We start from the raw sequence: 13,733 nt of genomic DNA, 5'->3' as shown, positions 1-13,733 counted from the left end.
GTCAGCAGCATGGTCAAGGCGCCGGCCAGCACCGGAATGGCCAGCAAAAGCAGGAACGCGGTCACCAATATCGACCAAACGAACAACGGCATGCGGTGCAGGGTCATGCCCGGCGCGCGCATGTTGATGATGGTGGTGATGAAGTTGGCCGCGCCCAGGATCGAGGACACGCCGGCCACATGCAGCGACAGGATGGCGAAATCGACCGCCATGCCCGGATGCCCGTTCGGGCCCGACAGCGGCGGATAGATGGTCCAGCCCACGCCGGCGCCGCCATCCACAAAGGCCGCCAGCAGCAGCAGGGCGAAGGCCGGGATCAGCAGCCAGAAGCTGATGTTGTTCATGCGCGGGAAGGCCATGTCCGGCGCGCCGATCATCAGCGGCACGAACCAGTTGCCAAAGCCGCCGATCAGCGCCGGCATGACCATGAAGAACACCATGATCAGGCCGTGCGCCGTGATGATGACGTTCCACTCCTGGCCGCCCGACATGTACTGGACGCCCGGATCCTGCAGCTCCATACGCATATAGAGCGAGAACAGGCCGCCAATGATGCCGGCAACGATGGCGAAGATCAGGTACATCGTGCCGATGTCCTTGTGGTTCGTCGAATAGACGTACCGCCGCCAGCCGCTGGGATGATGATCGTGATGGTCGTGCGCTGCCGATGCCTGCGCCATGGATCAACCTTTCCTTGCTTTCAAAGGCGTCCCGCCAGCCTGGGCGGAGAAACCCTCAGTCTCGTCCTCGTTGCGAGGGCAGCGCGCCTGCGCCGCCCCACTCCCGAATTACTGCGCGGCCACTGCCGCGACCTTGCGGTCGCCATTATCCGCGAACTTGTCCTGCGCCTGCTTCACCCAGGCCTCGAACTCGGCCTCGCTGACAGCCTCGACCTTAACCGGCATGTAGGCATGGTTCACGCCGCAGATCTGGTTGCACTGGCCGTAATAGGTGCCTGGCTTGTCGATGCGGAACCAGGTCTCGATGATGCGGCCCGGGATGGTATAGAGCTGCACCCCGATGGCCGGCACCAGCCAGCTGTGCATCACGTCGGCGCCGGCAACCAGCACGCGGATATTCTTGCCGGCCGGAACGACCAGCGCATTGTCCACTTCCAGCAGGCGCTTCTGCCCCGGCTTCAGATCCTCTTCGGCGATCATGTAGCTGTCGAAGGCGAAATCGCCATGATCCGGATAGGCGTAGTTCCAGTACCACTGATGGCCGGTGACCTTGATGGTCATGTCGGCTTCTTCGGTACGGTCGAGATAATAGAGCAGCCGGAAGGACGGCACCGCGATCACCACCAGGATGATCACCGGGATGACCGTCCACAGCACCTCGATCAGCGTGTTGTGCGAGGTCCGCGACGGGTTCGGGTTGGCCGAGGCCCGGAACCGGACGATCACATAGATCAGCAGCGCCAGCACGAACAGCGTGATGGCCGTGATGATCCACAACAAAATGTCGTGCAGCGAATGCAGGCTTTCCTTGCCCGGCGAGACCGGCGTCTGCATGCCGAGCTGCCAGGGCTGCGGCTCTGCCGCCCAGGCGCCCGTCGTTAGCCCCACTCCCGCCAGCGCGGCGAGGAGAATCCCGAAGAACACGGTGGCGATACGCTTCCTATTGCTCGGCATCCTACCCTAATCCCTAGACACAAAATCCGTCCGCCCCCCGGAAGGCGCGGCATGGACGAAAGGCTTCGCCTGCCCATTCAGGGCGATAAGGCGAAACCTGGCCCGAACCGTTGCGGCACGTCGCCAACGGAATTACCGCTGCGCTGCGCACGTTGGCTGTCTATCCATCTTATTCGGATCGGGCAAGCGCGAATTGTGACCAGATGTCGCATCCTGCCGCTTTTTTGCCATCAGTTTGACCCTTGTCGAGGCCCGGTTTTTCCTGTCCCCTATCCTCAGGCGTCTTCTTTTTCCAGATCGCGGGTCAGCCGTCGGCGCATGCGCCGCACGCCGAACCATACCAGCAGGAAAATGACCGGAATCGCCGCCCCGACAACGACCTCGGGCGAGAGCGGCAGCCCCGAGCCCAAAGGCGTGTCCTTCAGCCCCTTCGCGGCATAGCCCAGCAGCCCTGCCGCGTAATAGCAGATGGCGACGACCGACAGCCCCTCCACCGTCTCCTGCAGGCGCAGCTGGATCATGGCGCGCCGGTTCATCGAGCGCAGCAGATCGCGGTTCTGCGCTTCTAGCTGCACATCGACACGGGTGCGCAGCAATTCGCTGGTGCGTGCCACCCGCGCCGCCAGCGCATCGAGCCGCTGCTGCACCGAGGTGCAGGTGCGCATCGCCGGCAGGAACCGCCGGTTCATGAACTCGCCCAGGGTCTGCATTCCTTCAAGGCGCGATTCACGCAGCTCCTCGGTGCGTTGCGCCACCAGCGCCGTATAGGCCTTGGCCGCCCCCAGCCGGTAGGCAACGCGGGCACCGATACGCTCCACCTCCGCCGCCAGGCGGGTCAGCTCGTCCAGCAGCGCACGGTCGTCGCGGCTGTCCTGCCCGGTCGCCAGCGCCGTGGTGATGTTCGATATCTCCTCGCCGACCTTGGTCAGCGCCGGGCCGGCATCGCGCGCCAGCGGGAATGCCAGCAGCGCCATCATGCGGTAGGTTTCCAGCTCCAGCAGCCGCCGCACCCGCCGGCCGGTGCGGCGCGGCCCCATCTCGTAATCCTGCACCAGGATGCGACTGAACCCGTCCGGCCCGATGGTGAAGTCGGTCCAGGCAGCCGCGGCACCGCTGCTCATCAGGCTGCCGGCCGGCGCATTGCCGCCCAGCAGCGCCGCCGCTTCCGACGCGCCATGGCGGGGGCCGCCGCGCGCCTCCACCGCGACATGGATGGCCACGATCATCTGGCCGGGGATGGCCTCCAGCCAGTCCGGCGGCACGCGGCGGATCACCGGATCGGCGAAGGCCTCCTCGAACTTGCCTTCCAGGATGAAGCCATAGGTCGAGAATTCGGTATGCCGCTCCCAGCGCAGCAGGAAGCCGCCCATGTCGATGATGATCTGGGTCGCGTCGTCGGGCGGCGGCGGCACCTGAAAATGCGCACACAGCCGCGCCAGATGCGCACGCTCCTGCCCCGCCGTCTGCTCGCCCGTCAGCACCGCCAGATGCGATATACGGGCCGGCGCCACCATCGGCTCGAACGGCCTTGCATGTACCTCGTCATTCAGCGCATGGCGCAGCGGATGCTCGTCCGGCAGGCGGCCCAGGGGTGGTACAGCAGACTCGGCGGCCCCCTCTCCTGACCTTGGCTTTTCCACCATGCCGGCGCGTCTCCCATCCCCTAATGCCATGCCGGTGCTGGTTGCGCCGGGCAATCCTGCCTATATCCTTGTCGATAGCATTGCATGCCGCAACCACAAGGATAGGACATGACCGTTCTCGCGCAGACCGACGAGCTGTTCTTCACCCGCGCGGGCCTCGACCGCGGCCGCATCGAACGGCTGGTCGGCGAGGCGCTGTCGGGCGCCGATGACGGGGAACTCTACCTCGAATACAGCCAGTCGGAGAGCCTGGGCTTCGACGATGGAAGGCTGAAGGCGGCCAGCTTCGACACCGCGCAGGGGTTCGGCCTGCGCTCCGTGATCGGCGATGCCGCCGGCTATGCCCATGCCGCCGACCTGTCGGAGGAGGCGATCCGCCGCGCGGTCACCACCGTGCAGGCGGTGAAGGCCGGCCATGGCGGCACGCTGGCCGAGGGGCCGATCGGCACCAACCGGCAGCTCTATACCGATGCCAACCCGCTCTCCGCCGTGCCGTTCGAGACCAAGGTGAAGCTGCTGCAGGACATCGACGCCTATGCAAGGGCGAAGGACCCGCGCGTGCGCCAGGTCTCGGCCTCGGTGGCGGGCAGCTGGAAGGCGGTGCAGATCATCCGCCCGGACGGGATGCGCGTCGCCGACATCCGCCCGCTGGTGCGCCTGAATGTGCAGATCGTCGTCGCCGAGGGCGACCGCATGGAAAGCGGCAGCAGCGGCGCCGGCGGGCGCACCGGCTATGACCTCTATCTCGACCCGCGCACCTGGCAGGCGCAGGTGGATGAGGCGCTGCGCCAGGCCGTCGTGAATCTGGGCTCCATCCCCGCCCCCGCCGGCGAGATGGAAGTGGTGCTCGGCCCCGGCTGGCCCGGCGTCATGCTGCATGAGGCGGTCGGCCACGGGCTGGAGGGCGACTTTAACCGCAAGCAGACCTCCGCCTTCTCCGGCAAGATCGGCCAGCAGGTGGCCTCGAAGGGCGTCACCGTGGTCGATGACGGCACGATGGAGGACCGGCGCGGCTCGCTCACCGTCGATGACGAGGGCACGCCCTCGCAGCGCACCGTGCTGATCGAGGACGGCATCCTGGTCGGCTACATGCAGGACCGGCAGAATGCCCGCCTGATGGGCATGAAGCCGACCGGCAATGGCCGGCGCCAGAGCTTCGCGCATCATCCGATGCCGCGCATGACCAACACGCTGATGCTGGGCGGCCAGCACGACCCGCAGGAGATCATCGCCTCGGTGAAGGGGCGCGGCCTCTATGCCGTGAATTTCGGCGGCGGGCAGGTCGATATCACTTCGGGCAAGTTCGTGTTCTCCGCCTCCGAGGCCTACCTCATCGAGGATGGCAAGATCGGCCCGGCGGTGAAGGGCGCGACGCTGATCGGCAACGGCCCGAAGGCGATGACCCAGGTCTCCATGATCGGCAACGATCTGAAGCTGGATGACGGCATCGGCACCTGCGGCAAGGACGGCCAGGGCGTGCCGGTGGGCGTCGGCCAGCCGACCGTGAAGATGCGTGGCATTACCGTGGGCGGCACCCAGGCCGCCTGACGCCGTTCGGCATCCCAACACACCCTTTACAGGCCAGCCCCCAGACCCGACATAGGGGGTAGCCTATTCCACCGATACAGGAGGAAAGCCATGAGCCAGATCGACGAGAAGACCCGCACCGAGCTTGAAGCCGCCGCTTTCCGCACGCTGGTCGATCATCTGCAGACCCGCACCGACGTGCAGAATATCGACCTGATGAATTTGGCCGGCTTCTGCCGCAACTGCCTGTCGAAATGGTATGCCGCCGCCGCCAAGGACAAGGGGCTGGAGGTCAGCTATGACGAGGCCCGCGAGAAGGTCTATGGCATGCCCTACGAGGACTGGAAGGCGAAGTACCAGTCCGAGGCGAATGCCGAACAGAAGGCGATGTTCGAAAAGATTCACTCTCACTAATAGGCGCACTGATTGGCGCCCTAGCGGGCAACCGAAAGGCGGCGCTCTCTATCCGCCTTGAGTAGAACGCATGGCTGGCGACTTTCCCGCGTGGTAAGGAATTTGGCGTAACACCGCCATCACTTACCAACAGGAGAGGCCCAGCCGATGCCCCGCTCGGTCGAAAAAATCACCCTCGTCAGCCCGTCCCCCGGTACGGAGCGCCATATCGCCGTGCACCGTTTCGGCACGCCCGGTGCGCGCCCGAAGGTCTATCTGCAGGCGGCGATCCATGCCGACGAGCTGCCGGCGATGATGGCGCTGCACCATCTGCGTCCGATGCTGGAAGAGGCTGACGCCAAGGGCCAGATCAAGGGCGAAATCGTCGTCGTGCCGGTCGCCAACCCGGTTGGCCTGGCGCAGAACATCGCCGGCTATCACCTCGGCCGCTTCGATCTCGTCAGCCGCGAGAATTTCAACCGCAATTTCCTGCCGGTCGCCGAGGGCATCGCCGAGGAGGTGAAGCCGAAGCTGACCAACGACGCCACGAAGAATGTGGAGATCGTGCGCAAGGCCGCCGTCGCCTGGCTGACCGCGCAGGCACCGCGCAACGAGAACGAATCGCTGAAATTCACGCTGCAGCGCCTGGCCATCGATTCCGACATCTGCCTCGACCTGCACTGCGCCGGCGAGGCGACGATGCACCTGTTCATGCATCAGGACAGCTATGACGAGGGCGGTGCCGAGCTTTCAGCCCAGATCGGCAGCATGGCAACGCTGGTCAGCCGCCATGCCAGCGGCGGCGCGCGCGCCTTCTCGCAGGGTATCGGCGGGCTGTGGTCCGACCTGCGCGGCCTGATCCAGGACGAGGCCAAGCCGGTCCCGCAGGCCTGCATCTCGGCCACCGTGGAATATCGCGGTCGGGTCGATGTGACCGACGGCTTCGGCAAGCCGGACGCGGAAAACCTGTTCAAGGTCCTGCAGCGCTACGGCGCCATCGCCGGCGATCCCGGCCCGCTGCCGAAGCCGCTCTGCGAGGCCGTGCCCGTCTCGGCTATGGAAGTGGGCTATGCGCCGGTCACCGGCGTGCTGACCTATCACAAGGCACCCGGCGACATGGTGAAGAAGGGCGAGGTAGTGTGCGAGATCATCGACCCCTACGCCGAGGACCAGACCAAGGCCCGCGTGCCGGTGCAGAGCCTGGCCGACGGCATCCTGTTCGGCCGCCGGCCGGAACGCATCGCCCGGCCCGGCATGGTGATCTTCCGTATCGCCTCCGACAAGCCGCTGGCGCACCGGATGAACCGCCCCGCACTTGACGACTGAGCGGCCACCGGCACAAACGGCAACAAAAAGGGGCGCCAACCGGCGCCCCTTGCTTTTCCCCTGCCGCTTATCCGGCTCAGCGCACCATCGCGGGCAGGCCGTCCTTGGCATGCTTTTCGTTCTTGGGCGCGGTATCCAGCGGCTTGGCCTTGGTCGGGCCGGTATGCTTCACGCCGCCCGACAGCAGAATATTCTCCAGCGACTTCTCCGTGCCGACGCGGAAATCGGCCGGCGCTCGCAGGCTGATCGCCTTCTGCATGAACTGGCGGATCTTTGCGACTTCCTTGTCGCGGGCCTCCTTGTCGTCGGCCAGCGCTGCCGCCATGGCGCGATGCACCGCCATGTCGGTCGCCTTGATGTTGGCCGCGCATTCCAGCTTCTGCGCTTCTTCCATCGCGTATTTACGGTAATCGCCGGGCAGCTTCGGATTCTTGGCCAGCTCGACCAGGCGCTGGGCGGCGCGTTCGGCCGAGGTGGTCTCGGCCTTTTCCGCCATCCCTGCCAGCTGATGTATCTGTGCGTCGCAGCGGGCCTTCAGGGCCTCTATCAGGCGACGTTCGGCCTCCGGATCCGACTTCTTCGATGCGGAAAACATTGGCGTTACTCCCCAAGGTATTAACCTTAATAACAGTTAAGGCTGCACTTCGTATACAAAACGTTAACGAAACTGAATATTTTTTGCAATCAAATCACTGCCGGGAAGTCTTCAGTATTTTCCTTAAATCTTTATACAATCTTTTCCGACAGCTCTTGAGCAGCATCGCCAGGCATAGTCCGCTTGCGGCCATGGGGGGCTTCCGGCTATCGTCGCGGACAGCACGACACCCCTTAATGCAGAGGATGATCCATGCCTGACGTCGGCGGCATCGCGGGCGAGCGCCTGCGTTCCTTTATCGAGCGCATCGAGCGGCTGGAGGAGGAGAAGGCGGCACTGGCCGCCGATATTCGCGAGATTTTCGCCGAAGCCAAGGGTGTGGGCTTCGACACCAAGATCATGCGCCAGGTGCTGAAGCTGCGGAAGCTGGACCGCGAGGACCGGCAGGAGCAGGAGACGCTGCTCGACCTCTATCTGCAGGCGCTCGGCATGGCGCCCGGAAGCGCTGCGGAAGCCGGCGACATGGGCGACGGCCAGGACCAGGCTGCGGAATAAGGCGGGCTTTCAGGGTTCTCCTGCGCATAGGAGGCAAATCGTATTCCGGCCCATGTCCTTCGAGACGCCTGCTGACGCAGGCTCCTCAGGACGAGGGGAGAATGGGAATACAGACAGTGCCTCCTCGTGACCTCATGCTGAGGAGCCGGCACCAAGTCCCTTGGGGCCGGCGTCTCGAAGCATAGGGCAAACCCAAGAAACCCTCACACCCGGGCGATGCGCAGCACGTTGGTCGCCCCCGGCGTGCCGAAGGGCACACCGGCGGTAATCACAATCTTGTCGTCCTTGTGCGCGAAGCCCTCGCGCAGGGTCACGGCCTGGGCGCTCTGCACCATGTCGGAGAAGCTGCGCACATCGCGCATCGGCACCGGATGCACGCCCCAGGCAAGCACCAGCCGCCGCGCCGTCGCCTGGCTGGCGGTCAGGCACAGGATCGGTACCGGCGGCCGCTCGCGTGACGCCCTGAGGGTGGTCGAACCAGAAGTGGTGTAGGTCACGATGGCCGCCGCACCGATGGTCTCCGCCACGCTGCGCGCGGCAGCGGTGATTGCGTCCGGGCTGGTTGCGTCCGGCGTGCCATGCACAGCATCGAGGATGGTGCGGTAGAGGTCGTCGCGCTCCACCCGCGCGATGATGCGGTTCATCATCGCCACCGAGTCGACCGGATACTGGCCCGCCGCCGATTCCGCCGACAGCATGACCGCATCGGCGCCGTCATAGACCGCCGTGGCCACGTCCGACACCTCGGCGCGGGTCGGGGCCGGCGCGGTGATCATCGATTCCAGCATCTGGGTGGCGACGATCACCGGCTTGCCGGCCATGCGGCAGGCGCGGACGATGCGCTTCTGCATCGGCGGCACGTCCTCCGGCGCCATCTCCACGCCCAGATCGCCGCGCGCCACCATGACCGCGTCGGTCTGTTCGATGATGGCGTCCAGATGCTTGATCGCCGAGGGCTTCTCCAGCTTGGCGATGATGGTGGCCCGCCCGGCGATCAGCTTGCGCGCCTCGGCGATATCCTCCGGCCGCTGCACGAAGGACAGCGCCACCCAATCCACCCCCTGGTCGAGTCCGAACTGCAGGTCACGCCGGTCCTTGTCGGTCAGCGGCGACAGGTCGAGCAACGCGTTCGGCACATTGACGCCCTTGCGGTCGGACAGCGGGCCGCCGGAGATCACCTCCGTCTCCGCCGATTTCGCATCGCAGGACAGCACCTTCAGCCGGATCTTGCCGTCATCCAGCAGCAGCGCATCGCCGGGATGCAACGCCTTGAAGATTTCCGGGTGTGGCAGGCAGACCCGCTTGTCGTCGCCCGGCGCCTTGTCGAGGTCGAGGTTGAAGTGCCGGCCCGCATGCAGCTCGATGCGGCCATTCTGGAAGGTGCCGATGCGCAGCTTCGGCCCCTGCAGATCCATCATGATGGCGATGGGTCGCCCGGTTTCCTGCTCCAGCGCGCGCAAAATCTTCACGCGCTCGGCATGGTCGGCATGCTCGCCATGGCTGAAATTCAGCCGGAACACATCCGCCCCGGCGGCAAACAGCGCCCGGATCTGCTCCGCCGTCGAGGAAGCCGGCCCAAGCGTGGCGACGATCTTGGCGCAGCGCTGACGTCGCATGGTCATTCCCTCTCGTCCGTTCATCTCATCAGGCATCGGGCATCACCAGGATGGCCCGGAAATCATTCACATTGGTCAGCGTCGGCCCGGTCATGACCAGATCGCCCAGCGCCCCGAAGAAGCCATAGCCGTCATTGTCGGCCAGACGCTGCTTCGCCGATACCCCCTTCGCCGCGGCCCGGGCGATGCTGTCCGGCGTCAGCACCGCACCGGCATTATCCTCCGTGCCGTCAATGCCGTCGGTATCGCCGGCAACCGCCCAGATGCGCGGATGCCCACCCAGAGCCACGGCAAGGCCCAGCAGGAATTCCACATTGCGCCCGCCGCGGCCCTTGCCACGCACTGTCACCGTGGTCTCGCCCCCCGACAGCAGGACGCAGGGAGCGGGCGCCGGCTGGCCGTGCCGCGCCACCTGGAATGCAATGCCGGCCATGACAGTTGCAACCTCGCGCGCCTCGCCTTCAATGGCATCGCCCAGAATGACCGGCGTGATGCCGGCCTTGCGGGCGAGGTCCGCCGCCGCCTCCAGCGAGGCCTGCGGACGGGCGACCATCACCAGCTCGGCATTCGCCAGGCGCGGATCGCCCGGCTTGGCGCTTTCCTCCACCCCTGCTTCAAGATGCTTTCGTACCGCCTCCGGAGGTTCGATGCCGTATTTCGCCAGCACGGCCAGCGCATCGGCGAAGCTGGTGGGGTCGGGCACGGTAGGGCCGGAGCCGATCACCGCCGGATCGTCGCCCGGCACGTCGGAGATCGCCAGCGTCACCACCCGCGCCGGATGCGCGGCGACCGCCAGCCGCCCGCCCTTTATGGCGGACAGGTGCTTGCGCAGGCAGTTCATCTCGCCGATGGTCGCCCCAGATTTCAGCAGCGCGCCGGTGACCGCCTGCTTGTCGGCCAGCGCCAGCCCGTCCGCCGGCAGCGACAGCAGCGCCGAGGCACCGCCGGACATCAGGCACAGCACCAGATCGTCCGGCCCCAGCCCCTGCACCAGCGTCAGCATGCGGCGCGCCGCCGCCTCGCCGGCGGCATCGGGCACCGGATGGCTGGCCTCCACCACTTCGATGCGCTCGCACGGCACGGCATGTCCGTAGCGGGTGACGACCAGCCCCTCCAAATCGCCTTCCCAGTTCTGCTCCACCGCGCGCGCCATGGCGGCCGCCGCCTTGCCGGCGCCGACGACGATGGTGCGGCCTTTCGGTTTCGGCGGCAGGTGGGCAGGCACGCAGGCAGCGGGATCAGCCGCCTTGCGCGCAACCTCGAACAGCGAGAGCAGGAAGGCGCGGGAATCGAAATCGGCGGGAAGAGACATGAAAACGGCGGACCTTTCTTATCGTTGCGTAAAGTATGCTACAGTCCTGCCCACAAACGAAACATCCCTCGTGCGAGGCACAGCGAACAGATGGCGCAAGACAGAGCGGACCGGATTGGCCGCGCGAGTCACTTGACGCTTGCCAGCGGCGGCGAGGACGAACCCCAGGCGCGCCGACGCGGCCGTCCTGCTTCTGGAAACGCCACGCGCGACGGCGGCCAGGTGCAGTCGCTGACCCGCGCCCTGACGCTGCTGACGGAAATTGCCGGCAGCGATGGCGGCGCCTCGCTCAGCGAGCTTGCGCATCGCGCCGGCCTGCCACCCTCGACCGCGCACAGGTTGCTGAAGAGCCTGGAACAGATGGGCTTCGTGCAGCATGACCATCAGCGCGCGCTGTGGAATGTCGGCGTGCAGGCCTTCACTGTCGGCAACGCCTTCCTGCGCTCCCGCGATGTGGTGGAGATCGCCCGCCCCTTCATGCGGCGGCTGATGGAGGAATCCGGCGAATCGGTCAATCTCGGCGTGCTCGACGGGCGCGAGGTCGTGTTCCTCGCCCAGGTCGAATGCCGCGAGGTGATGCGCGTGCTGGCCCGGCCGGGCGGACGCTCGCCGCTGCATTGCTCCGGCCTCGGCAAAGCACTGCTCTCGGCGCTGCCGGCGCAGACCACCCGTACGCTGATCGGCAATCACATCCAGCGCTTCACCGACAAGACCCTGGCGACGCACGAGGCGATGGAACGCGACATGGCGCTGTCGCGCCAGCGCGGCTATGCCATCGATGACGAGGAATATGCCGCCGGGCTGCGCTGTGTCGCCGCCCCGATCCATGACGAGTATGGCGAGCCGATGGCCGCCATCTCGCTGTCCGGCCCCAGCGCCCGCCTGACCGATGCCCGGCTGAAGCTGCTGGGCGAAATGGTGGCGCGCACCGCGCAGGCAGTGACCGGCGCCGTCGGCGGGCATCTGCCGGCGGAGTGACGCCCCTCCCCGGCAACAGAATGGGTGCCCTGCGACAGCAGGTCTTGGCGATGTCTTCCGGGCCTGCCTAAGATGTCAGGATAAATGACAACCGGGAGGCTCCAATGGCGACCTACGATCCGCGTACGCAGAAACTGCTGACCTTTCATGACGCGGTGCCGCGCTTCCTGGACGGGCGGGATACGCCGCGCGCCTATTTGGAGCGCTGCCTCGACGTGATCGAGACCCGCGAGCCGGAAGTGCAGGCCTTCGTCGTGATGAACATCGACGGTGCCCGCGCCGCCGCCGACGAGGCCACCAGGCGCTATGCCGAGGGCAGGCCGCTGTCGAACATCGATGGCATGCCCATCGGCATCAAGGATCTGTTCGAGACCAAGGACATGCCGACGCAGATGGGCAGCCCGGTCTGGGCCGGGTGGGAATCAGGCCGCGACGCTGCCCATGTGCATGGCCTGCGCAAGGCCGGTGCGGTGGTGCTGGGCAAGCTGGTGACGACGGAGCTGGGCTTCTCCTTCCCCGGCAAGACCCGCAACCCGTTCGATCCGGGCCGCACGCCGGGCGGCTCCTCCTCCGGCTCGGCGGCGGCCATCGGCGCCGGCATGGTGCCCGCCGCCATCGGCAGCCAGGTCGCCGGCTCTGTCATCCGTCCGGCCGGCTATTGCGGCAATGTGGCGATCAAGCCGACCTATGGCGCGCTGAACCGCGGCGGCGGCCATTCCTCGCTCAGCCAGAGCCATATCGGTATCCATGCCGGCTCCATCGAGGATGCCTGGGCGACCTGCTGGCAGATCGCCAACCTGGCTGGCGGCGATGTCGGCTATCCCGGCCTGTATGGCGCGCTGGAGCCGATGGCACCGACGAAGCCGACCCGGCTGGTGCGCCTTGAGACTGTCCTTTGGCCCTCGGTGGATGACGAGAGCAAGGCCGCCTTCGAGACCGTCATCGAGCATCTGAAGCGCCAGGGCGTCACCATCATCAGCCGTGCCGAGGATGCCGATGTCGAGACCTATGAAGCCCTGACCGCCGACGCGCTGGAGCTGACGCTGCAGATCTGCCTGTTCGAGCTGCGCTGGCCGCTGGGCGCCTATCGCGAGCGCGGCCCCGGCATGCTGAGCGAGTCCATGCTGGAACGCCTTGCCGAGGCCGATAAGCAGACGCTGGACGATTACCGCGCGATGCTGGAACGGCGCGATCAGGTCCGCAAGGCCTATGCCGCCCTGAAAGCCAAGGCCGACGGCTTCATTGCCCTGTCCTCTCCCGGCCCGGCCCCGAAGGGTCTGCACAGCACGGGCAGTCCCGCCATGAACGCCGCCACATCGATGACCGGCACGCCGGTCTGGAGCCTGCCGCTGCTGGCTGCCGACGGCATGCCGCTGGGCGTGCAGCTGGGCGGATTCCCGCACGAGGATGCCAAGGTCACCGGCCATGCCCGGTGGCTGATGGACAGCTTCCTCACGCAAGGGTGAATTCCCTTTTGTGGATAAAGGGTTGTTCCGGCGCCACGATCGGAACATAGTTAATGAAAGGTTAATGAACGCTCCGACCGGGCCGGCTTTCGGGCCGGGCTCTGGTCGGAGCAGTCAGGATGGTAGAATGCCAGCCTTCCGCGACGTGATTTACACGGAGCAGAACCGGGCCATATACGACTACTGGTCGTCCCGCCTGGGTGGAAAGCCTGCGCCAAGCCGCGACGAGATCGACCCGACCGACATTCCGCAGCTGCTGCGCCACATCTATATGTGGCAGCTGGAAAAGGACGGCACCACGCTGACCGGGCGGTTGTTCGGCACCGCCTATACCGACTTTTCCGGCGCGGACTTCCGGGGGCGCACCTTCGAGCAGGCGCACCGCGAAAGCAATCCGCTGTTGTTCGAGCGGCTGCAGGCCGGCCATCTGCGCTGCCTGCGCGATTGCGATCCCTTCGTGGTGGTGCGTACCAACCACGCCTTCAACCGGCGCTACCGTGCCTATGAGGGGATGATCCTGCCGGTAACGGACGAGACAGGCCGGCCCTACATCCTGCTGGGCGGGCTGGTGCCGCTGTTCGGCCGGCCGACCGAGGTGCCGTCGGAACTGGATGTCGGGCGCTATGCCTCGGAGATGGTCGTGGAGAATGACGCCGTCATCGGCGGCTGCAAGCTGCAGTGCTGAACC

General features: G+C 66.1%; 13 protein-coding genes. 7 read left to right on the top strand and 6 right to left on the bottom strand.

Annotated features, from left to right (window positions below):
- The 3 genes from MK313_RS11495 to MK313_RS11485 form a co-directional block, all read right to left on the bottom strand.
- Positions 1–680: cbb3-type cytochrome c oxidase subunit I (locus MK313_RS11495; protein WP_287781700.1), on the bottom strand; the 680-nt coding region annotated here is incomplete at its 3' end.
- A 108-nt stretch (positions 681–788) separates the two neighbouring features.
- Entirely contained in the window at positions 789–1,634 is an 846-nt protein-coding gene (gene coxB / locus MK313_RS11490; protein ID WP_287781698.1) for a cytochrome c oxidase subunit II, read from the bottom strand.
- A gap of 275 nt (positions 1,635–1,909) precedes the next feature.
- Positions 1,910–3,277, bottom strand: coding sequence for a DUF3422 family protein (locus MK313_RS11485; RefSeq protein ID WP_287781696.1), 1,368 nt, complete (start codon positions 3,275–3,277; stop codon positions 1,910–1,912).
- Between the two features lie 108 nt (positions 3,278–3,385).
- Here MK313_RS11485 and tldD point away from each other — a divergent pair, with 108 nt between their 5' ends.
- The 3 genes from tldD (at position 3,386) to MK313_RS11470 (ending at position 6,523) form a co-directional block, all read left to right on the top strand.
- Positions 3,386–4,825, top strand: a complete 1,440-nt coding sequence (tldD, locus tag MK313_RS11480; protein WP_287781694.1) for a metalloprotease TldD — start codon at positions 3,386–3,388, stop codon at positions 4,823–4,825.
- 90 nt (positions 4,826–4,915) lie between these two features.
- Positions 4,916–5,218 (top strand): DUF1244 domain-containing protein, encoded by a 303-nt coding sequence (locus MK313_RS11475; protein WP_287781693.1) that lies wholly within the window; start codon positions 4,916–4,918, stop codon positions 5,216–5,218.
- Positions 5,219–5,365: 147 nt separating this feature from the next.
- Positions 5,366–6,523 carry a succinylglutamate desuccinylase/aspartoacylase family protein gene (locus tag MK313_RS11470; protein WP_287781692.1) on the top strand — a complete coding sequence of 386 codons (1,158 nt, stop codon included), beginning with the start codon at positions 5,366–5,368 and terminating at the stop codon, positions 6,521–6,523.
- 76 nt (positions 6,524–6,599) lie between these two features.
- Here MK313_RS11470 and MK313_RS11465 read toward each other — a convergent pair whose 3' ends face one another.
- Positions 6,600–7,118, bottom strand: a complete 519-nt coding sequence (locus MK313_RS11465; RefSeq protein WP_008944543.1) for a hypothetical protein — start codon at positions 7,116–7,118, stop codon at positions 6,600–6,602.
- 252 nt (positions 7,119–7,370) lie between these two features.
- Here MK313_RS11465 and MK313_RS11460 point away from each other — a divergent pair, with 252 nt between their 5' ends.
- The gene (locus tag MK313_RS11460; protein ID WP_008944544.1) at positions 7,371–7,673 is read left to right on the top strand and encodes a DUF2312 domain-containing protein; all 303 of its coding nucleotides are present in this window, start codon (positions 7,371–7,373) and stop codon (positions 7,671–7,673) included.
- Positions 7,674–7,876: 203 nt separating this feature from the next.
- Here the strand turns inward: MK313_RS11460 and pyk are convergent, their stop codons facing one another.
- Positions 7,877–9,295, bottom strand: coding sequence for a pyruvate kinase (pyk, locus tag MK313_RS11455; RefSeq protein ID WP_008944545.1), 1,419 nt, complete (start codon positions 9,293–9,295; stop codon positions 7,877–7,879).
- Between the two features lie 22 nt (positions 9,296–9,317).
- Entirely contained in the window at positions 9,318–10,601 is a 1,284-nt protein-coding gene (locus MK313_RS11450) for a glycerate kinase (RefSeq protein ID WP_287781690.1), read from the bottom strand.
- A gap of 132 nt (positions 10,602–10,733) precedes the next feature.
- Between MK313_RS11450 and MK313_RS11445 the strand changes: the two genes are divergently transcribed.
- From MK313_RS11445 to MK313_RS11435, 3 genes are all read left to right on the top strand, one after another.
- Positions 10,734–11,579 (top strand): IclR family transcriptional regulator domain-containing protein, encoded by an 846-nt coding sequence (locus MK313_RS11445; RefSeq protein ID WP_008944547.1) that lies wholly within the window; start codon positions 10,734–10,736, stop codon positions 11,577–11,579.
- Positions 11,580–11,683: 104 nt separating this feature from the next.
- A complete protein-coding gene (locus tag MK313_RS11440; RefSeq protein WP_287781688.1) occupies positions 11,684–13,045 on the top strand; it encodes an amidase in 1,362 nt (453 codons plus the stop codon).
- A 127-nt stretch (positions 13,046–13,172) separates the two neighbouring features.
- Entirely contained in the window at positions 13,173–13,730 is a 558-nt protein-coding gene (locus tag MK313_RS11435; protein ID WP_008944549.1) for a PAS domain-containing protein, read from the top strand.
- The last annotated feature ends 3 nt before the right edge of the window (positions 13,731–13,733 follow it).

It is taken from the genome of Oceanibaculum sp. (assembly GCF_022449305.1).
GTDB lineage: Bacteria > Pseudomonadota > Alphaproteobacteria > Oceanibaculales > Oceanibaculaceae > Oceanibaculum > Oceanibaculum indicum.
This window is presented reverse-complemented; position numbering and strand designations above follow the sequence as displayed.